This is a genomic window from Roseibium aggregatum IAM 12614, assembly GCF_000168975.1.
GTDB lineage: Bacteria > Pseudomonadota > Alphaproteobacteria > Rhizobiales > Stappiaceae > Roseibium > Roseibium aggregatum.
Genome location: NZ_AAUW01000005.1, coordinates 24,603 through 43,823 on the forward strand (window position 1 = coordinate 24,603; position 19,221 = coordinate 43,823).

The 19,221-nt window shown below is 60.5% G+C and carries 18 protein-coding genes and 1 pseudogene; 11 read left to right on the forward strand and 8 right to left on the reverse strand.

All coding sequences use genetic code 11. From position 1 onward, the window contains the following. Positions 1–70 precede the first annotated feature (70 nt). Genes SIAM614_RS07785 through SIAM614_RS07815 form a run of 7 tightly spaced genes read left to right on the forward strand, consistent with a single transcriptional unit; the run spans position 71 to position 6,442 of the window. Positions 71–1,156, forward strand: coding sequence for an ABC transporter ATP-binding protein (locus SIAM614_RS07785; protein ID WP_006933444.1), 1,086 nt, complete (start codon positions 71–73; stop codon positions 1,154–1,156). Then, a complete protein-coding gene (locus SIAM614_RS07790) occupies positions 1,153–2,508 on the forward strand; it encodes an aminotransferase family protein (RefSeq protein WP_006933445.1) in 1,356 nt (451 codons plus the stop codon). The genes SIAM614_RS07785 and SIAM614_RS07790 overlap by 4 nt, the downstream gene beginning before the upstream one ends. 10 nt (positions 2,509–2,518) lie before the next feature. Next, positions 2,519–3,448, forward strand: coding sequence for a BKACE family enzyme (locus SIAM614_RS07795; protein ID WP_006933446.1), 930 nt, complete (start codon positions 2,519–2,521; stop codon positions 3,446–3,448). Between the two features lie 2 nt (positions 3,449–3,450). Next, entirely contained in the window at positions 3,451–3,939 is a 489-nt protein-coding gene (locus tag SIAM614_RS07800) for a GNAT family N-acetyltransferase (protein ID WP_006933447.1), read from the forward strand. After that, positions 3,936–4,958, forward strand: coding sequence for a histone deacetylase family protein (locus SIAM614_RS07805; RefSeq protein WP_006933448.1), 1,023 nt, complete (start codon positions 3,936–3,938; stop codon positions 4,956–4,958). Before SIAM614_RS07800 ends, SIAM614_RS07805 begins: the two co-directional genes overlap by 4 nt. After that, positions 4,955–6,055, forward strand: a complete 1,101-nt coding sequence (locus tag SIAM614_RS07810) for an NAD(P)/FAD-dependent oxidoreductase (protein ID WP_006933449.1) — start codon at positions 4,955–4,957, stop codon at positions 6,053–6,055. Before SIAM614_RS07805 ends, SIAM614_RS07810 begins: the two co-directional genes overlap by 4 nt. Before the next feature lie 36 nt (positions 6,056–6,091). Then, a complete protein-coding gene (locus SIAM614_RS07815) occupies positions 6,092–6,442 on the forward strand; it encodes a RidA family protein (RefSeq protein ID WP_006933450.1) in 351 nt (116 codons plus the stop codon). 324 nt (positions 6,443–6,766) lie between these two features. On the opposite strand, the gene SIAM614_RS07820 is transcribed toward SIAM614_RS07815, so the two are convergent. Together SIAM614_RS07820 and SIAM614_RS07825 are read right to left on the reverse strand one after the other, a co-directional pair. Then, complete coding sequence (locus tag SIAM614_RS07820; RefSeq protein WP_006933451.1) at positions 6,767–6,946, reverse strand: hypothetical protein; 180 nt, start codon at positions 6,944–6,946, stop codon at positions 6,767–6,769. Beyond that, positions 6,943–8,550: an FAD-dependent monooxygenase gene (locus SIAM614_RS07825; protein WP_006933452.1), complete on the reverse strand. Its 1,608-nt coding sequence runs from the start codon at positions 8,548–8,550 to the stop codon at positions 6,943–6,945. The genes SIAM614_RS07820 and SIAM614_RS07825 overlap by 4 nt, the downstream gene beginning before the upstream one ends. Positions 8,551–8,641: 91 nt before the next feature. Here SIAM614_RS07825 and SIAM614_RS33430 point away from each other — a divergent pair, with 91 nt between their 5' ends. Further along, on the forward strand, positions 8,642–9,352 hold the full coding sequence (locus SIAM614_RS33430) for a helix-turn-helix transcriptional regulator (protein WP_006933453.1): 711 nt from the start codon (positions 8,642–8,644) through the stop codon (positions 9,350–9,352). A gap of 17 nt (positions 9,353–9,369) precedes the next feature. On the opposite strand, the gene SIAM614_RS07835 is transcribed toward SIAM614_RS33430, so the two are convergent. Then, complete coding sequence (locus SIAM614_RS07835; protein ID WP_006933454.1) at positions 9,370–10,188, reverse strand: helix-turn-helix domain-containing protein; 819 nt, start codon at positions 10,186–10,188, stop codon at positions 9,370–9,372. 133 nt (positions 10,189–10,321) lie between these two features. Between SIAM614_RS07835 and SIAM614_RS07840 the strand changes: the two genes are divergently transcribed. After that, positions 10,322–10,732 carry a hypothetical protein gene (locus SIAM614_RS07840; protein WP_157139738.1) on the forward strand — a complete coding sequence of 137 codons (411 nt, stop codon included), beginning with the start codon at positions 10,322–10,324 and terminating at the stop codon, positions 10,730–10,732. Positions 10,733–10,744: 12 nt separating this feature from the next. Further along, positions 10,745–11,065, forward strand: coding sequence for a DUF1330 domain-containing protein (locus SIAM614_RS07845; protein WP_006933456.1), 321 nt, complete (start codon positions 10,745–10,747; stop codon positions 11,063–11,065). A 109-nt stretch (positions 11,066–11,174) separates the two neighbouring features. Here the strand turns inward: SIAM614_RS07845 and SIAM614_RS07850 are convergent. The 5 genes and pseudogenes from SIAM614_RS07850 to SIAM614_RS07870 all read right to left on the reverse strand — a co-directional run. Continuing rightward, positions 11,175–11,919: pseudogene (locus SIAM614_RS07850) on the reverse strand (transporter); the annotation flags it as partial. Positions 11,920–12,101: 182 nt separating this feature from the next. After that, the gene (locus tag SIAM614_RS07855; RefSeq protein ID WP_006933458.1) at positions 12,102–14,057 is read right to left on the reverse strand and encodes a multiheme c-type cytochrome; all 1,956 of its coding nucleotides are present in this window, start codon (positions 14,055–14,057) and stop codon (positions 12,102–12,104) included. A gap of 122 nt (positions 14,058–14,179) precedes the next feature. Continuing rightward, positions 14,180–15,175, reverse strand: a complete 996-nt coding sequence (locus SIAM614_RS07860; protein ID WP_040439613.1) for an HAD family hydrolase — start codon at positions 15,173–15,175, stop codon at positions 14,180–14,182. Positions 15,176–15,258: 83 nt separating this feature from the next. Next, positions 15,259–16,905: an arylsulfatase gene (locus SIAM614_RS07865; protein ID WP_040439614.1), complete on the reverse strand. Its 1,647-nt coding sequence runs from the start codon at positions 16,903–16,905 to the stop codon at positions 15,259–15,261. Positions 16,906–16,907: 2 nt separating this feature from the next. Continuing rightward, complete coding sequence (locus tag SIAM614_RS07870) at positions 16,908–17,186, reverse strand: hypothetical protein (RefSeq protein ID WP_006933461.1); 279 nt, start codon at positions 17,184–17,186, stop codon at positions 16,908–16,910. Positions 17,187–17,481: 295 nt separating this feature from the next. Here SIAM614_RS07870 and SIAM614_RS07875 point away from each other — a divergent pair, with 295 nt between their 5' ends. Further along, positions 17,482–19,209, forward strand: coding sequence for a hypothetical protein (locus SIAM614_RS07875; protein WP_006933462.1), 1,728 nt, complete (start codon positions 17,482–17,484; stop codon positions 19,207–19,209). Positions 19,210–19,221 lie beyond the last annotated feature (12 nt).

Sequence of the window (19,221 nt, forward strand, 5' to 3'; positions counted from 1 at the left end):
TCACTGACCCAGCACCTTCCGGCAGTTGCTGCCGGAAGGTCGTCTTCTCCCCAGGACCTGGAGAATTTGCGTGAGCGCGGTTTCCCTCAAAAATATCGTCAAGAAGTTCGGCGGCTTCACCGCCGTTCACCGGATGAGCATGGACATCCCGGACGGAAGCTTCGTCACGCTGCTCGGCCCCTCCGGATGCGGCAAGACGACGACCCTCAGGATGATCGCCGGTCTGATCGACCCCACCGAAGGCGACATCACCATCAAGGGACAGCGCATCAACGATGTGCCGATCCACAGGCGGAACCTCGGTCTCGTCTTTCAGAATTACGCACTGTTCCCGCACAAGACGATTGCCGAAAACGTGGCTTTCGGCCTGAAATACCGCGATATCTCCAAGGCGGATGCCGCGATGAAGGTGCGCGACGTGCTGGAACTGGTGCAACTGCCCCACGTCAGCGACCGATACCCCAAGCAGCTTTCCGGCGGCCAGCAGCAGCGTATCGCCCTGGCGCGGGCCATCGTCATCGAACCCGATGTCCTGCTGCTGGACGAGCCGCTGTCCGCGCTCGATGCCAACCTGCGGGAAGACATGCGCGTCGAACTGAAGCGCATCCAGCACCGGATCGGCATTACCACTGTTTTCGTCACCCATGACCAGTCCGAAGCGCTTGCCATGTCCGACAGGATCGTCGTCATGTCCAACGGGCGGGTGGAACAGATAGGCACGCCGCAGGAGGTCTACAACACACCTGCAAGCGAGTTCGTCTCGCGCTTCCTGGGCATCTCCAACATTCTGCCTGCCACATGCCAGGCGGTGGACGGGCAGGACCTGTCTCTCGAATTGCCTCACTTCGGCAAGATCAGCATGCCGAGGGAAAAGGCCCCCAACGTGTCGCAACCCGGTCCTGCACAGCTTGTGATCCGGGCGGAAAAACTTCTGCTGGCGGAAAAATCCGCTCCGGCGGATGATCGCATCGCGCTCGACGGCAAGGTCGAGGCGGTGGACTACCAGGGTCAGGCGGCACGGTATTTCGTGCGTGTCGGCGACCAGCAGCTTCAGGTGATCAACATGATCGATCAGCACCCTTTTGAGGAAGGCTCCGACGTTTCCGTTCGCTTCCGCCCGCGCGACTGCGCAGCCCTGCCGGGAGCTGCTTCATGAGCCGTCCTCAAACCTCTCATCTGTTCTACCAGTCCCGCCAGCGCCGGCCCGTTCTGGACCAGGCGCGCGGCGTCTACATGTGGGACGTCGACGGCAAGCGCTATCTCGACGGCTCCTCCGGGGCGATGGTCTGCAACATCGGCCATTCCAACCCGCGCGTGCTCGAGGCAATGCGCAAACAGATGGACAAATCCACTTTCGGGTACCGTCTTCACTTCGAAACCGAACCGGCTGAACTGCTGGCCGCCAGGACGGCCGCGCTGGCGCCTGAGGGGCTGGAAAAGGTCTTCTTCGTTTCCGGTGGATCGGAAGCGGTGGAAAGCGCCATCAAGCTGGCCCGCCAGAACGCAATCGCGATCGGCGAGGCTCAGCGCTACAAGATCATCTCGCGCGAACCGAGCTATCACGGCTGCACGCTCGGTGCGCTGGCCCTGACAGGCTACGCGCCGCTTACCGCCCCATTCGACCCGATGATGCGGCCGATGCCGAAGATCCCGGCACCGCGTGCCTATCTCGACGGGCTGGACCCGGACGATGAGGCAACGGGGCAGCATTATGCCGACATGCTGGAGGCAAAGATCCTGTCCGAAGGCCCGGAAACGATCCTCGCCTTCATCGTCGAACCGGTCGGCGGCGCTTCAACCGGTGCGCTTGTGCCCCCCAAAGGTTACATGCAGCGCATCCGCGAGATCTGCACCCGTTACGGCGTCCTGCTGATCCACGACGAGGTCATGACCGGAGGCGGGCGAACCGGCAAGTTCTTTGCCGGTGAGCACTGGAACGTGGATCCGGATATCCTGGTCATCTCCAAGGGCTTTGCCGCGGGGTATGCACCGCTCGGCGCCATGATCGCGCATAAGGACATCGTCACCAACGTGCTCGACAATGGCGGTTTCCTGCATGGCTTCACCTATGCCGGCAATCCGCTTGCCTGCTCTGCCGGCCTTGCGGTGCTGGAAGAGATCGAGCGGGAAAACCTTTGCCAGAACGCGGCTGAGACCGGGGCGCTCCTGAAGCGCGAACTGAAGAAGCTGATGGACCGTTATTCGATCATCGGCGACGTGCGCGGCGAAGGTCTTCTGCTGGCCTTTGAACTGGTCGAGGACCGGGCAAGCCTGAGACCGCTTGCGAAGGAACTGAACGCCTTCAACGAGTTGGTCGATATCGCGTACGAGAACGGCCTCATCATCTATTCCCGCAGGACGCGGGGCGGCTACAGCGGCGATCATTTCCTGATCGCACCGCCGATGATCTCGACCCCGGATCATGTTGCCGAGATCATCGAAGGCCTCGACCTTTCTCTCCGCCAGTTCCTCGACAGGATTTCAAGGCAACAGGCCAAAGCCAGCTGAAAATCAAGACATGACAGACAAGATCATCATCACCTGTGCCGTCACGGGCTCCATTCATACGCCCACCATGTCGCCCCATCTGCCGGTGACGCCCGCTGAAATTGCCGGACAGGCCATTGGCGCCGCCGAGGCGGGTGCGGCCATCCTGCATCTGCATGCGCGCAATCCCGAGACCGGTCAGCCGTCGGCCCGTGAAGCCGATTTCATGGCCTTCCTGCCGGAGATCAAGGCAGGCTGCAGCGCGGTGCTCAATCTGTCCACCGGAGGCAGCGCCATCATGAGCCTGGAGGACAGGCTTGCCGGTCCGCTGAAGGCTGAGCCGGAAATGTGCTCTCTCAACATGGGCACCATGAACTTCGCGCTTTATCCGCTGGCCGACCGCTACGACACGTGGCTTCACGACTGGGAACAGCCGTTCCTGCGCGGCACGGACGATCTCGTCTTCAAGAACACACCGCGGGACATCGAATTCGTGCTCACCCAGATGGGGCAGCAGCGCGGCGCGCGCTTCGAGTTCGAATGCTACGACGTCGGACACCTCTACATGCTGCGCCACTTCGCTGACCGCGGGCTCGTCAAACCGCCGTTCTTCATCCAGTTCGTCTTTGGTGTCCTGGGCGGTATCGGCGCCGATCCGGAGAACCTGCAACACATGAAGCGGATGGCGGACAAGCTTTTCGGCGACGACTATATCTTCTCTGTCCTTGCAGCGGGACGACAACAGATCCCCTTTGCGACAATTGCCGCCAGCATGGGCGGGCACGTGCGCGTTGGGCTGGAAGATAATCTCTACATCGCCAGGGGCGAACTTGCCCGGTCCAACGCAGAGCAGGTCACCAAGATCCGCAAGATTGTCGAAGAACTCGGACGCAAGGTTGCCACACCGGACGAAGCCAGGCAGATGCTGGGCCTCAAGGGCGCGGGCGGGACGGCCTTCTGATCATGAGTGGCATTACGATCAGGCGGGCAAAGCGGGAGGATGCCGAAAGGCTTCATGCGGCACTGCTCCAGCTTTCAGCCGATATGGGCGACACCCACGTTGCCAGTCTCGATGATGTGATCCGCCACGGGTTCTCGGAAGCCCCGGCTTTTTTCGCGCTGCTGGCAGAAAGAAATGCTGACGGCCGGACACTCGGAGTGTTGCAGGCCTCGCCGGTCTTTTCGACCACACGCGGCGGCACCGGTCTCTATGTTTCCGACCTCTGGGTCGACAGTGAGGCGCGCGGAGAAGGGCTGGGCCAGCGCCTGCTCGCCGCGAGCCTCGACCTTGCCCCTGAAAGCTGGACACCGGTCTTTCTGAAACTCGCCGTTTATCACGACAATCCGCATGCACGCCGTTTTTACGAACGGCTCGGTTTTGCGCCTCGGGAAGGCGAAACCGTCTTCGATCTGCGCGCACCGGCATTCGACAAATTGAGGGACCGCTCATGAAAGCCATTTTTGACGACCGCCAGTGGGCGCATGATCCCAAGCACTTCATGGCAAATGGAACCAGGCTTGCCAATCCGGAGCAGCCAAGGCGCATCGAGGTCCTGACAGCAGGTGCCAAGGCAGCCGGCTGCCGTTTCGAGGTGCCGGACGATCATGGCCTCGGGCCGATCGCAGCGCTTCATTCGGCTGAATACCTGGTGTTTCTTCAAACGATCCATGACCGCTGGAGCCGGATCGAGGGCGCGTCCGACGAGGTCATCCCGAACATTCATCCGGACAGGCGCACGGCAAGTTATCCGCGCTCGGCGGTTGGTCAGGCAGGGTTCCACCAGGCCGATACCAGTTGCCCCATTGCCGCGGGCACCTGGGAAGCGGCCTATTGGTCCGCTCAAAGCGCAATTCACGGCGCGGATCTCATGGCGGCCGGGGAACAGGTCGCCTATGTGCTGTCGCGCCCGCCCGGCCACCATGCTTTTGGTGATCTGGCAGGCGGGTTCTGCTTCCTCAACAATTCCGGCATCGTGGCCGAAAGGCTTCTGAAGGCGGGCAAGCGTCCGGCGATCCTCGATATCGATGTCCACCATGGCAATGGCACGCAAGGCATCTTCTATGAGCGCGGTGACGTTCTCACCGTTTCGCTGCATGCCGATCCGGTGCGGTTCTATCCGTTCTTCTGGGGACACGGTCATGAGCGCGGCGAGGGTGCCGGTCGAGGCTGCAATCTCAACCTGCCCCTGGCACGCGGCACCGGGGATGACGAATACCTGAAAGCTCTGGAAACGGCTTTCGACCATATCCGGGCATTCGGCACCGACATTCTTGTTGTTGCCCTGGGTCTTGATGCTTATGAGAAGGATCCCCTCAAGGGGCTTGCCATCACCACGCCCGGGTTCGGACGGATCGGTGCCGCTATCGCGAAGCTCGGCCTGCCGGTGCTGTTCGTGCAGGAGGGCGGCTATCTTTCGGAAGAACTGGGCCAGAACCTCACCAGTTTCCTCAAAGGGTTCCAGGACGCATGATCGAGACATCGGACTTTCTGATCATCGGCGGCGGCATCGCCGGCACCGGGGCCGCAGCGCGGCTTGCGCCGGAAGCAAAAGTCAGCGTGCTGGAAATGGAAGATGCGCTCGGCCGCCACGCAACCGGCCGCTCTGCCGCCATCTTCATCCGCAACTACGGCAATGCCACCTTACGGGCCTTGAATGCCGCTTCCGAACCGGTTCTGAAGAACCCGGAAGGAATTTCCGACGAAAGCCTGCTGTCGCCCCGGGGTGAGATGCTGATTGCGACCGAGGACGAACTGGACGCGTTCAAGGCCTATCTGGACGGCGGAGACGGCATGGAAGTCCTGACGGCGGACGAAGCCGTCGCCCTGTTTCCATTGCTGCGCAAGGAGAGGATTGCCGCTGCCGCCATCGAGTGGGACGCACAGGATATCGACGTCGACAGGCTGTTGCAGGGCTTTGCCCGGTTTGCACGCAAGGCCGGTGCGCGCTTCGTTACCGAAGCACCGGCGCAGAGCATTCTCAGGAGCGGTGACAAGTGGCGTGTCGAAACGCCCAAAGGCGTGTTTGAGGCCCCGGTCCTCATTAATGCCGCCGGAGCCTGGGCCGATCAGATCGCGGATCTGGCAGGCGTCCGCAAGATCGGCCTCGTGCCCATGCGCCGCTCGGCCGCCATCGTGCCGCCACCGGACGGCGTCGATGTCACCAAATGGCCGCTCGTCGCCAGTGCGTCGGAGCAATGGTACGCCAAGCCGGATGCGGGAAAGTTCATGGTCTCGCCCGCCGACGAGGACCCTGTCGAACCGCACGATGCCTGGGCCGACGACATGGTTCTGGCCGAAGGGCTGCACCGCTTTGAGCAGGCCGTGACCATGCCCGTCACGCGCGTTGAGCGGAACTGGGCGGGCTTGCGCAGCTTCGTTGCGGACCGCACTCCTGTGGTTGGTTTCGCACCGGACGCGGAAGGGTTTTTCTGGCTTGCCGGTCAGGGCGGCTACGGCGTACAAACGGCACCGGCGCTGTCCCGGCTCGTTGCGGATCTTTGCCTCAAACACCCGAGCGAGCTGCCCGAAAAGGTCGTGACCGCTCTCGATCCCGCCCGCTTGTTCTGAGCGGGCGTCTCTTTCAAAACAAGAAGGAATTCAAACATGTCCGACATCAAACGGCTGGAAGTTGGCCCGCGCATGAGCCAGGCTGTCATCCATGGCGGTCTCGTCTATCTCGCTGGCCAGGTCGGTAATCCGGGCGACACTGTCACCAACCAGACCCAGACCATCCTGGAACGGATCGATGCTCTTCTGGCGCAGGCCGGAAGCGACAAGAGCCGCATTCTTCAGACGACCATCTGGATGGACGACATGAAGGACTTTGCCGAGATGAACAAGGTCTGGGACGCCTGGGTGGACCCGGCCAATCCGTCGGCACGCGCAACCGGTGAAGCCAAGCTGGCAGCCCCGGAATACAAGGTCGAGATCATCGTCATCGCGGCGCTCGCTTAAAGCGAGGTCGGCCGGTTCAAAGTCAGGGCTTCCGGTTTCAACCACCGGCGTCATCCCGGCCAAGCGTAGCGCGAGCCGGGATCGGGGAGCCAGGGAGCTATCTTTTGAGGCCGCTCAAACGAGAGGCCCCGGCTCACCGGTCCCGGATCTCCGCTCCGCTGCGTCCGGGAAGACGTACCGAGGGGCTGTCTTCAAAAGAATCCGCCGCTCAAAAGTGTCGGGCGGGTCATTCTGAATGACGCAAAAGGCTGTGCGTTAAAAAGAGAAAAAGCGTGTCGCCTGAATTCGAAAGATCGCGACACGCTTTATTTGTTGGCGCTGACGTCATATCTCGAGATTGCTGGCAGCATCGGCAACAAGCGAGCGCGCACGACCGGCATCGGCGATCTCATGCACCAGCAGCAAGGCGAGCTTGGCGAGATAAAGCTCCCGGCGATCAGGCCCGATGGCATCGAGCTGTTCGGCCAGGGCCTCGTAAACGGTTTCCAGATCGGCGGGCGTCATGTTTTTCCTCCAGCTACTGCCAACTCGAGAGCTGCGCGGACTGCTTCTGGTGAAGCGGATTGCCAGCGCGCCGCGATATGCATGTCAGGCCGGACGAGATAGGCACTGCCGGGTGAAGCCGCCAGCACATCAGCCGCTTCAGAGCCCGGCTGCAGCACAAGCGGGGTGAGATCCAGGTCGGCGAGACGATCGGCCAACTCCGGACTGAAGACGATCAGCGAAAACCCGTCGCCGAGCAGGTCGGACAGGAACCCGCCATTAACGCGCGCATTCGGCAAGACCGCGCCGGGTTTTGGTCCGCCTTCGAAGCCGTCCTCATCGGGAGTGACAATCGGACTGTCGGCATAAGTATAGGGCGTCATCTGGCGCGGGTTGGCGAGCTCTCCTGCAAAGGGATGGCTGAGCGAAAGATTGAGCGCTGCATCGCGCATCAACTGCCAGCCTGCCGTTGGTGGTGTCATGAACCGGGCTGATTTGGACGCATTCTGAAACACATCCAGCGTCGCGCCGCGCCGCTCGGGCGTATAGCTGTCGAGGAGGCGAGGGCCGGCTTTGCCTTTCAGCACCCAGGCCAGCTTCCAGGCGATGTTATGGGCGTCGGCAAGACCGTTGTTGAGCCCGCGCACGCCGAAGATCGGCACGATATGCGCGCTGTCACCGATGAAGAACACCCGGCCGTCGCGGTAGTCATCCAGCGCCAGGGTGTTGGCCGAGTAGATGCTCCACCATTCCAGGTCCCAGTCACCGTCATAACCGATTTCCGTCAGAACGGCGGCCACCGAGGCCCGCACGGTGTCCTCGCGGATCGCCTCGGCTTCATCCTCGCCATCGCGAAGCTGATAGTCGATGCGCCAGATGTTGTCGGGCTGCTTGTGAACCAGGATCGTTCCGCCGCGACGGCAATCCGGATCGAACAGGGCGCGTCGGATGGTCGGGTAATCATGCTCCATCTGGACGTCGGCAATCACGTAGCGGCCTTCAAAATTTTCGCCTTTGAGCCGCAACCCGCGCAGCCCCCTGATGGTGCTGCGTGCGCCGTCTGCTGCCAGCAGCCAGTCACAGTCGACCTGGTAGGTGTCCACAGGGTCCTGGATCGTCAGGCGGACGCCTTCTTCAAGGTCTTCAAGTCCGGAGACGCGGCTTTGCCATCTCGTTTCGATCAGCGGCTCCTGCTCGATTGCATCCCACAGGTACTGCTCGATGTATTGCTGTTCGAGATTGTACATCGGCCGGTACTTTTCGCGCGGGCTGTCCGGCATTTCGAATTCGAGGATCTTCCGGCCGCGATAGAAGCTGCGGCCCCTGGTCCAGCCGAGTGATTTTTCCAGAAAGGGTTTCACAGCGCCGAGCCTATCCAGAATGTGGTAGCTCTGCCGGGCAATACAGATCGCACGGCTGCCGTCGTTGAAGGTGGCCTTCGCATCGAAGAGGACAGACGCAATTCCTTCCTGAGCCAATGCCAGCGCGGCCGTCATGCCGACCGGCCCCGCACCGGCAATGGCGACACGGACAGGCCGGGTCAGATGCGCACGGTTCGAAGGCGGATCGAAATGCGGATAGGTGAAATAGAGCGAGTCCGTTTCGGCGCGTCCGGCTGGCCTCATCTGCGTGTCCTCCCTGATTGTCGAGGGAAGATTAGGAGGTGGGGCCTCCCGCGTCTGTCCCCTTTTGGGGAGGACATGCTATCAGCATCTCATGAGCACACCGGACGGACACACGACTGCCTGTCACATTGAAGCCTGCCTCGCGGATCTGGGCACGGATCGGTTTGCCCAGACCTTTGTTGCATTTGTCGAAACGCTTGGCGTCGACCAGATCATGGTGTTTGCCATCGAGGGCACACAGGCGCGCTGCCTGTTGTCCTGGCACTTCAGCCGCTCTGCCATGGCCGGGAAACTGGCCGAAACCTATCTCGATGGCTGGTTTCTCAAGGACCCGCTGTTGCCGGACCTGATGGCCGCACCGACCCAATCCGTGACCTTGAGCCGGCTGGACGAGATCAAGGGCCGGATGAGCGCGGACTACCGGAAGCTCTTTTTCGAAAACCCCGGCATGCTGGCGAAAACAACACTGCTGGCAGTCGGAGAAAGACTGCGCCTTTTCGTCAGCCTTTATCAGAGCGATCCGGCCGCTTCCCTGTGTGACCCCGATCTGGCGCGCCTCGCCGGACGGCTGGCGCTGCTTCATTTCGAAAAGGCATCGGACACGGACCTGCCACCGCCCCTGGCGGCGCTCAGCGAGCGAGAGCGTTCGGTATGTCTCGGCATCCTGTCTGGACGCAAGGCGGAGGCGATTGCGGCGGATCTGGACGTCGCCCCGTCAACGGTGATCACCTACCGCAAACGCGCGTACGCCAAGCTTGGCGTCACCTCGAGAGCAGGTCTCTTTGCCATCTGCGGAAGGTAGCCCAAGGAGCGGGCGGTTCAGGAATGTCCGCCCGCGGTTCCGCTTGTCATGACCTTCATCTGCCTCGCCGTTTCCGCATCTGCCGGAAAGAACGCCTCGATGGCGATTTCGGACAGGGTGACATCCACCGCCGTGCCGAACACCGTCGTGGTGCTCAGGAAGCTCAAGGCTCCATTGGGGCCTTGCAGATAAAGCGGAACGGCGATGCGCCCTTCAGGGGCGGGGCCTGGTTTGTGGGCTTTAGCGGCCTGATCCGGAACCATGGCGGCAAGCTCCTCCTTGAGCGCGGCCAGCTTCGGATCGGCGGACTGCTCGACCTCATGGGCTAGGCGCGCAAGGATATGCGTTTGCCATTCGCCGAGATTGAGGATCCGCGAGGCTAGTCCTTCAGGATGCAGACTGAGGCGCAGAACGTTTACCGGCGCTTCCAGAAGGTGGGGTGCGACACCGTCCAGCAGGGCAAGGATCGCCTGATTGGCGGCCTGCAGCTCCCAATAGCGGTTCACGGCAAGGGCGGGATGGGGCATGTGCCCGTCGAGGATCTGACGGACAATGGCTGTTGCCGCGGCAAGTCCGGGTTCCCCCAGATCGTGCTGCGGATAGTGCGGGGCATGGCCTGCGGCAACGAGAATGGCGTTGCGTTCGCGCAAGGGGATATTCAGATGCCCGGCCAGATGCATCACCATGTCCCGGCTCGGGCGCGATCGCCCGGATTCCAGAAAACTCAGGTGCCGTTGAGAGATGTCCGCTTCGCTCGCCAGCGCAAGCTGGCTCATCCGCCGGTGCTGCCGCCATTGACGCAGCAGATCGCCCGCAGTCTCTGTTGTCCGCTTCATGATCGTTATCTTGCCGGTACAGTTTTCTAGTTTCAATTACCCCTGAAGTAATCGACTTCAGAACACCGGTTGGCAATCCTTTCGCCATTGCCGTCCGCACTGTGCGGGTGGATTTCACGATTGGAGAAAGATGATGACCAAATCGAACACACCTGTTCCCTTGAAGGTTGTTCTGAGGTTTGACGCGCTCACCTGCGCGGTGATGGGTTCCCTGCTCATCGGGGCGTCGGGATGGATCGCCGGGTTGACGGCGCTTTCTGCTGGCCTTCTGTTCTGGGCAGGGCTGGCCCTGTTCCCGGTGGCGGTGTTCATGGCGGTCTTTGCGTATGCGGATAAGGTGCCCGGCTGGGCGTCCGGCCTGATTGTCACCGGCAACCTTCTCTGGGCTGTCGCCAGTCTTCTCTTGCCGGTCACCGGTCTGGTTTCGCCCAACAGTCTGGGGTGGGCGTTTCTTCTGGTTCAGGCCGTTGCCGTGCTCTGTTTTACCTGGTTGGAGTGGAAAGCCGCACGGCTTCAGCCGGTCGTCGCGCGACCGCTTGCTTGAAGAGGTCGGACCATGACCTGTTATGCCGTAGGTCACCTGCGCGAAGTCGCAATGGGACCAGACATCGTCGCCTACCTGGAAGGGATCGACGCGACGCTCGCAGCGTTCGAAGGCCACTTCATCATCCACGGCGGCGAGAAGCATCAACTGGAAGGCGCGTTTCGGGGAGACCTAATCGTGATTGCCTTCCCTGACCGGGAACACGCCGAGGCCTGGTATGCGTCGCCGGCCTACCGGACAATCCTGCCTCTGCGCTTGAGGAAGGCGGTGGGGGATGTGTTCCTCATCGAAGGGGTAGGGGAAGATCACAAGGCAACCGATGTGTTGCCGTGATCTTGCGGCACCCGTGTCGCACCAAAAGCAAAGGCCGGTCCCCGGTGAAGGGAGCGGCCCTTTGCGCTGATGTTTTTTCGTAGTTCGCGCTTGGCGCGAATGGCTCATATTTCGGGAAGAGAAACGTGACCGCGGCCCGTGTACCGAAGCCGTCCGGACCGTTGTCCGAACTTGCCGCATAGTAGCGAACCCCCGCCTGCAAGCTGATGGGTTGCTTGTCGATCGTCACGAGTTTGGCAACCATCGCATTGATCGGAACCGACCATTCGTTTTGACGTCCAGTCGTAGGTGGTTTCCGAGTTCAGCGTGAACGTCCAGGCGTCTTTGGTGGTGTAGGACAGGAACGGCTGGAGGAAGGTTGAGTTGACGTCGCTGCGGTTACCGTCGCCCGCATAGGACCAGACATGGTTGGCAAGTGCGCCGTAGGTCCAGGGACCGGACTGACGCAGGACAACGCCTGTCGGTCCCGCGCCCCATTTGCGGGTGCTCAACAGATCATCGGTGCCTGTTGGCAGCAGCAGCACCGGGCCGAGACCCCAGATGATTTCGCCGGCGGTCGGTTCCTTGGGTGAAAAGAAGAAGCTCTGCGTAGTATCGCTGAGACCGAACTGTGTGCCTGAATTTCCGGCGATGTCATCCTGCCAGACCACGGGCACGATCGTCCGCGAGATCAGGTTACAGTGCTCGTTGAGTGAAATCGGAATCACCGCCTGAATGTTCAGCGTAACCTTGTCGCCGTCCGACGGGCCAAATCCGTGATCGTAGTTCCATTGAAACGGCACGCTGATAAGCGATGCCACTGGATTGGAGAGCTTCTTGGCAAGATCGGCGTCTTGAGCGCCTGCCGGCGTCATCTGGCAGAATAGCGCGAGAGCTCCCAAGACAAACAACTGCTTCATGTTACTTGCCTTCCATGTCCAGGGCCGCTTGTTGCCGTAGCAGGGGCCTGATCCTCAATGAGACCCAGATCTGTCGTCTGGATGTGGCGGATGTATTTCTGGAAAAAGCAATCTGAAGTATCGCGCGCCTTTTCCTTCTACTTTTGCGAAAACTGCTGTTTGTAGGATTGAAGCGTCGGGTCGGACGGATTGGCAACCAGAGCCTTTTGCAGACTGAGCTGCGCTCCTGCCATGTCGCCGACCGCCATCTTGATGCGCACCTGCATCACCCAGGCGTTGACCATTTGCGGATCAAGCAGGGTAACTTCCTCAAAGGCTGCTATGGCTGCCGGGATATTGCGAAGGACGAGCGCCGTTCCGCCCAGAACGAGCTGAGTTTCCGGAAAATCCGCCTTGTATGCGAGCGACTGTTGCCATTCGGTGGTGGCACTGGATGCCGCCTGGGCCATCTTGCCGGGCATATGGGCAATCGGCGCGCCGATCATGAGGCGGGCTGCGGCAATCCGGACGGCTTTGACCGGGTCGCTCAAGGCAGGAATGATCCGCGGAAGCCGCTGGGTTGGCGGCACCTGCTGCTGCAGCGCCAGCGCTCCGGCGCGGACCATTGGGTCCGGGTCTGAAAAAAGGTCGGTGACAGCTTCGGCGATCTCCGGTGTCGCGACAGGCAGCAGCAGGTCCAGCGCGCTCGCCCGCACGATCCCCGGGTAGCTCGCCTGATGGGCGACCGCCAGAAGGTCCGCGGCGTTCACGCCCGGGTTCTGCCGAGCGACTGAAAAGATCTCCGCGAAATGCGGGCCGCGGTGGCGGCTGTCCGGAAACCGCTTTTCAAGTTCTCCGGCGGCCCATGCGGCGGACTTGTCGTCGTGGCAATCGTTGCAGGCATTGGGCGTACCGAGCTTTTCCGAAAGATCCGGCCGTGGAACGCGGAAGGAATGATCCCTCCGGCCATCGATGCCCATATAGACCCGCTCGATCATATGGCAGGATTTGCACGCGGCGCCAGGCGTCGCCGGTTGGTGAAAATGATGAGAGGGATCGTCATAGAGCTTGGCGGTCAGTGACGGGAAGGCCTCGTTGCCCGCAGGGCTGTGACATTGGGTGCACACGGCGTTTGCCTCTGCACGCAATTGCCCGCTATGCGGCTCGTGGCAATTGCTGCAGCTCACGCCCTTGGCGTACATCTTCGACTGCAGGAACGATCCGTAGACATAGACCTCGTCAAGGATCTGCCCGTCTGCGTGATAAAGGCCTTCACGAAGCGGCGACAGGCGGTACGCGTCATGGAACGGTATGCCCGGCACCGGATTGCCGTCTTCAAAGGCTTCGCGGCGCGAATGACAGCTTGCGCATTGCTGGATCTCCGCTTCCGGCCGGCCTTTTGCAAACACCGGCAGAAGACCGGACGGGCCGGTTCCCGGGAAGGGGCTTTGGGCATAGGTCTCCGGGTCTTTCGCCCAGGCAAGATGTGCGGCGCCCGGACCGTGGCACGCTTCGCAGCCAACCCCGATTTCCGCCTGCCGGCTGGAATAGGTTCTGGTTCCGGGGTCGTAGTTCTTTTCAAAGCCGGTGGCGTGACACTCGGCGCAGCGGGCGTTCCAGTTCTTGTAAGGACCGGTCCAGTGCAAACCGTCTTGCGGTGGAGGAGCGTCGTTGCCGTAAAGGTGATACCAGCGCTTGTTCTCCTGGTCCCAGACCACATCGAAGGACTGAACCCGGCCTCGTTCCGTTTCAACCAGATACTGCTGCAATGGCGCGATCCCGTCGACACCGATCACCTTGAAGGTTTGCGTCTTTCCCGGAACGTCGCTTGTCTCGATGAAATAGGCGCCGTCGCGAGTGAAGAAGCGGCTGGTGCGTCCCTTGTTCGTGAACTGCGAATTGTCGAAGTCGGCGTCAACCGTGTCCGGTCCTGGCTCCATCCAGGCCTTGGAATGGTGTGAGCGGCGCCACGCGCTGGCTTCCGCCTCATGGCAGCCGGTACAGGTTGCCGTCCCGGCATAGTCCGGAACAGCGGAAGAAAGGTTTTCGGCTGCAATGGCGCTCTGGAACCAGAGCGTTGCAATGAGCACGATGAGCAATCGGGTGAACAACATTCTGGACGCTCAAACCTTTCCATCAATTCCGCTGGGTAAAACGAGACGTCAATTACCGCTCAGTCTCGCCGTTGCCTGACAACCATTCCAATGGTTCACTTCATGCGTCTTCTCCTGCGGATCTAGTCCGGAAAGATCTGCTTCCAATCGTCTTTCATGCTGATGATATGCCACCCTTCTTTCGAGGCGTCGTCCAGTCCCTTGTTCAGCGTGCCGAAATGGGTATCGCGATCATAGGCATATTCCCTGTCCGCATCATCGTGATGGACGATCATGCCGAGGCGCTTTCCCGAACCGGCAGTCGTATATTGCAGCATCTGATAGTCGCCATCGGAGTTGCCGAACGCAGCCAAGGGGCGCTTGCCGATGTGGCTGAGGATACCGACGGGCTTGCCGTCCTTGTCGTCGATAAAGGCAACCTTGGGTGTCCGCATCAAAGTGGGAACGCCGTCGATCACCTTGTATTCCGTAACGATCGACGAGCCGACCACCTGCTCGGGCGGGATCCCGTAGACTTTCTCGGTCCATGGGCGCATGAATTCGATGCCGCCACCGGAGACGATGAAGGTCTTGAAGTCGTTCGCGCGCAGATAGGCGAGAAGGTCCAGCATCGGCTGATAGACAAGTTCGGTATAGGGCTTGTCGAATTTCGGGTGTTTTGTGGTTGCGATCCAGTCCGTGACCGTCTTTTCGAACGCTTCCGTGCTCATGCCTGCGTGGGTGGCTGCGACGATTTCCAGCAGGCCTTTTTCGCCAGCCTTACCGAGCGCTTCCATGTCGTTTTCCAGAACGGCCTGGAAGGGCTGGGTCGTCTTCCATTCGGGGTGGTCCGGGGCCATGGCCTTCACCCGGTCGAGTGCGAAGGCAAACTGGGTGTACATGGGATGCTCCACCCACAAGGTGCCGTCATTGTCGAAGGTGGCGATCCGGTCTCCCGGCGCCACGTAATCCGCTCCACCTTCCGCCGTGACGGCTTCGACGAAGTCAACGATAGCCTGCTTGTTTGCACCATCGTTCCAGGACGGCAACGGATCGGATTGGGCAAGGGCTCCCGCCGTCGAGACGCTGACCGCGACCAGGTAAAGCACCAACGTTCTGTAGAGAGATCTGGCGTTCATGGCTGAAACCTTCCGAAATGATCATTTCTGGTTGGTGTCCGCTCCGTCACTGATCGGGGCGGACACTGTCGGCGTGTTTCAGATCAGTTTCCGGTCGGCAGGCCGATCGAGAAGCCGTCCTTGGCAAGGGCATCCTGAACGTACTTGAAGCGTTGATACTGGGTCAAAGTAATCGGCCCCGTGTAAACTTCACTCTGCAGCTTCCGCGGCGGGTACTTGACGTAGGATTCAACGAGTTTCTTCACTTCCTCGTTGATCACCGGCAGATACCAGGTGCGTTCGGTGAAGTTGTTCATGAACATGTCGTATCGTTCCTGCGGGTCGGCAAGCAGATTGAAGATCTGCGGCACAGTTGCGACATAGCTTTCCGGACCCTTCCACCCTAAGTTGGTGTCAACCGCAAGTCCACCTGTAGATGCGCCGTCATCGCCGCGCAGGTTGAACACGGCCTTGTAGTTGCCGACGCGGGCAGCACCGGGAGACAGTTCGTTCTCGGTGAAATAGAACCAGGCTTTGCGGCCGGAGTCTCCCGTGCCTTCCCAGACTGGTGTCATGTCGTAGCTGTCGAAGATGATCGGCTTGCCTTCGCGGTCTTCGGTCGGCAGCGTGATGTCGGCAACGGAGGCGAAGGTTGCCATCAGATCAAGACCGCCGACGACCGCTGCACTCTTCGTGTCCGGTTTGACATGACCGGGCCAGCGGACGATGGCCGGAACCCGGTTGCCGCCTTCACGCACGGTGCCCTTGGTGCCCCGGAACGGTGTGTAGCCCGCGTCCGGATAAACGTCCTGCCAGGCGCCGTTGTCCGTGGTCCAGAAAACGATCGTATTGTCGGCAAGGCCAAGCTCGTCGAGCTTGTTGACCAGATTGCCGATGCGGGTGTCGAGTTCAACGACGGAATCGGCATATTTGGTCTTGGAGATCGACTTTCCTTCAAATTCCGGTGCCGGCAGGTTCGGCTGGTGCACCTTCATGAAGTTGACGTTGATGAAGAACGGCGTGTCCGGCTTCTTTGCGGCCTCTTCCAGAAACTCCAGACCGGCTTTTTCGACATACCCGTCAAAATAGGGGATCCCGACCACGCCCTTGTCCGGCGTGTCCACATATTGGCCGTTGATCTTGAAGTCTTCCGTGGGCTTTTCACCGGCTTTGCCCGACAAAGACCCCTTGGTGACCTTTGCGAACATCTCGCGCAGGTCTTTCGGCATATCCGGGAACCAGGTCGGATCGGCATAGGTATAGGCGTTGAGGTGATAGAGGCCGACATGTTTCATCACGTCGTAGCCCTGCGCATTGGGCAGGGCGTAATCGTCTTCCCCAAGGTGCCACTTGCCGGTGAAATAGGTGTCATAGCCACCGGTTTTCAGGACCGATGCCAACGTCCACTCGGCAGCGGGAAGCCCGCCGCCCTGGCCCTGAAACGCCACGGTCGTCATACCGGAGCGGTTGGGAATACGGCCTGTCTGCATGGCAGCGCGGCCGGGCGTGCAACTGGGCTGTGCATAGAATTGGGTGAACATCATGCCGTCGTCGGCCAGTTTGTCGATGTTCGGCGTCGGCATGCCACGCGCTTCACCGCCCAGATACGGACCCGTGTCGCCGTAGCCGGTATCGTCCGAGACAATGAAGAGGATGTTGGGTTTCTTCGCGTCCTGGGCGAAGGCCATGCCTGACAGCGCTGTGCAGGCCATGCCTGCGACCACCAGTCTGGTTACTATTCTGGTCAACATACCTAATGGCTCCTTTTTGGACCATTTGTGGAGGAGGCCGGTGACGGCCCGTCGATACGAACGCTTCCTGTCAGAAAGCTCGAAATTTCCCGTTCGAGTTCTTCGATCACGGCACGATAGTCTGCGGCTTTGGCTTCATCGTTTCCCCAGCGTTCCAGAGCGCAACATGCGGTTGTGTAGTCCTCGCAAAGTGACAGGAAGGCGGGGTGAGTGCTGCAGAGGCGGCGAAGAGCAAGTTCGTCCACTTTGAAGCGACGCATGATGAGAGCTGCGACCGGCATGACGACACTGCTCCGTTCTCGAGAGCTCCTGGAAAATTCCAGTAAGATTACGTTCGGGAAACAGAGCGGTTACAAGGTGTGAACAGGTACGAACAGGAGTCTTGGGGGCTGTTTACCGTCTTCGCCGGTTTTGGGAATTGTTACGGATGACAAAGCTGATGGCATTGGACTATCGTTCGGATGAAGTTAATTCACGGCACTTTCGAGTGGGGGGAAGATGCGGTCTGGCGGGCAACACATAGTTGCAACAGGTGACGTGGAGGAGTTCGATTGCCCGGCCCGCGTACGGGAAGAAATGTCCCGTGTCCTGCAAAGCGATCACTTTCAGGCAACCCCCAAGCGCCGCGCCATGCTGACGTTCCTGATAGAGGAGGCCTTGGCCGGGCGCGCAGAGACGTTGAAGGGCTACACCATCGGACTGGCGGTCTTCGGCCGCGACGAGAGCTTCGACCCGCAGTCCGACCCGATCGTGCGTCTGGAGGCCCGGCGTCTCCGGCACGATCTGGACAGCTATTACATCGCCGATGGCGCCCAAAACCCGATCCGCATTTCCATTCCCAAAGGCCAATACGCTCCGAAGTTTCACAACAATCTGGCAGACGTTTCCGCAAAGGAGGTCCCGATTGAAGCAAGGGAGGAGAGTGTTCAGGCCAAACGGCCCGAAGAAGTTGAAACCGCTGCGCACGCTTCCGGGACGGTATCCAGATTGCCCTGGGCGCTTGCCGCCGCAGCAATCCTGTTTGTGCTGGCGGCGCTTGCAGCCGCAGCCGTAATGCATTTCCTGCCGGCACAAGAGGAGCAGGATGAGGTCTTGAAACCGTCGGTAATGGTACTTCCCTTCAGGGTGTCATCAACGGACCCGGAACAGCAGATACTGGCGGAAGGAATCGCGGAGCAGATCATGACCGCCCTCAGCCGGTTTCCGGACTTTCGCATCTTCTGGCCGCCGTCCGGTGCCAACGGGGCCAGCACAATGGATCCGGTTGAGATCGGCCGGCAGGAGGATGTCTCCTTCCTGATTACGGGCGCTGTCGGATCGGAAGGCGGGGTGATCCGTGTCAGCGCCAAACTGGTTCACAGCCCCAGTAGGCGGGTCCTGTGGTCGAGCAGTTACGACCGCGTCCGCAGCAGATCGACCTTGCTGGAAATCGAGGAAAGCATCGCTTCGGACATCGCAACCGTCGCCGGGCAGCCATATGGTGTGATCAAGTCCGAGCTGGCAAGCACTCTGCCTGCCGGGAACGAGCCGAGTAACGACAGTTTCGAATGCGTGTTGCGCGGCTACGTCTACCGGAGGAACTTTTCGAAACAACTCCATGCAACGGTCCAGTCGTGCCTGGAGCGCGCGGTCAAACGGGATCCGGGGTATGTCGAAGCCTGGGCCATGCTGGGCTGGATCTATCTGGATGCCGCACGCTTCGGTCTGACTGCGGACGGAAGCAAGGAACTTGCCTTCGACCGTGCACTGGATGCTGCGTCACATGCCTTGAGCCTTGATGGCAACAATATCCTGGCGCTCAAGGCGCTTTCGTCGATCAATCACTACATGGGCAATATCGAGGAAGGCGAAAGGCTGGCCAAAAAGGCGCTCGCTCTCAATCCCAACGATCCGGACACCATGGCCCAACTCGGCTGGCGGCTGGCGGTGGCAGGCAAATTCGACGAAGGCATTTCGTATCTGGAAAAGGCGATAGAGCGCACACGAAACGCGCCCGGCTGGTACTATCACCTGATCGCCGTCGATCATCTGCTGAAGGGCCAATATGCGGAAATGCTGACCGCCGCGAAGAAGGGCGTTCTGGACGGGTCCGGGATTAGCTGGTGCCTCGTCGCAATAGCACAGTCCAAACTTGGCAATAAGGCTGCCGCCCATGCAGCACTGGAGAAAATGGCGGAGATGTCTCCCGAGTTAGGTCGGGACCCGGCCAGTTACCTGCGCTCGCATCAGGCCAGCGATCAAATCGTCACTGCCCTGATCGAAGGCTTGAAAACAGCCGGCTGGAAAGATCCTGCCGGAGATTGAGATCCGCAAGGA

Bases quoted from the DNA above. Each gene is read 5' to 3' on its own strand.
- SIAM614_RS07820 (WP_006933451.1), bottom strand. From the start codon at position 6,946: ATGACGCCCGCCGATCTGGAAACCGTTTACGAGGCCCTGGCCGAACAG.
- SIAM614_RS07870 (WP_006933461.1), bottom strand. From the start codon at position 17,186: ATGCCGGTCGCAGCTCTCATCATGCGTCGCTTCAAAGTGGACGAACTT.
- SIAM614_RS07865 (WP_040439614.1), bottom strand. From the start codon at position 16,905: ATGTTGACCAGAATAGTAACCAGACTGGTGGTCGCAGGCATGGCCTGC.
- SIAM614_RS33430 (WP_006933453.1), top strand. From the start codon at position 8,642: ATGAGCACACCGGACGGACACACGACTGCCTGTCACATTGAAGCCTGC.
- SIAM614_RS07825 (WP_006933452.1), bottom strand. From the start codon at position 8,550: ATGAGGCCAGCCGGACGCGCCGAAACGGACTCGCTCTATTTCACCTAT.
- SIAM614_RS07855 (WP_006933458.1), bottom strand. From the start codon at position 14,057: ATGTTGTTCACCCGATTGCTCATCGTGCTCATTGCAACGCTCTGGTTC.
- SIAM614_RS07875 (WP_006933462.1), top strand. From the start codon at position 17,482: ATGTCCCGTGTCCTGCAAAGCGATCACTTTCAGGCAACCCCCAAGCGC.
- SIAM614_RS07790 (WP_006933445.1), top strand. From the start codon at position 1,153: ATGAGCCGTCCTCAAACCTCTCATCTGTTCTACCAGTCCCGCCAGCGC.
- SIAM614_RS07800 (WP_006933447.1), top strand. From the start codon at position 3,451: ATGAGTGGCATTACGATCAGGCGGGCAAAGCGGGAGGATGCCGAAAGG.
- SIAM614_RS07835 (WP_006933454.1), bottom strand. From the start codon at position 10,188: ATGAAGCGGACAACAGAGACTGCGGGCGATCTGCTGCGTCAATGGCGG.
- SIAM614_RS07815 (WP_006933450.1), top strand. From the start codon at position 6,092: ATGTCCGACATCAAACGGCTGGAAGTTGGCCCGCGCATGAGCCAGGCT.
- SIAM614_RS07845 (WP_006933456.1), top strand. From the start codon at position 10,745: ATGACCTGTTATGCCGTAGGTCACCTGCGCGAAGTCGCAATGGGACCA.
- SIAM614_RS07810 (WP_006933449.1), top strand. From the start codon at position 4,955: ATGATCGAGACATCGGACTTTCTGATCATCGGCGGCGGCATCGCCGGC.
- SIAM614_RS07805 (WP_006933448.1), top strand. From the start codon at position 3,936: ATGAAAGCCATTTTTGACGACCGCCAGTGGGCGCATGATCCCAAGCAC.
- SIAM614_RS07860 (WP_040439613.1), bottom strand. From the start codon at position 15,175: ATGAACGCCAGATCTCTCTACAGAACGTTGGTGCTTTACCTGGTCGCG.
- SIAM614_RS07795 (WP_006933446.1), top strand. From the start codon at position 2,519: ATGACAGACAAGATCATCATCACCTGTGCCGTCACGGGCTCCATTCAT.
- SIAM614_RS07840 (WP_157139738.1), top strand. From the start codon at position 10,322: ATGACCAAATCGAACACACCTGTTCCCTTGAAGGTTGTTCTGAGGTTT.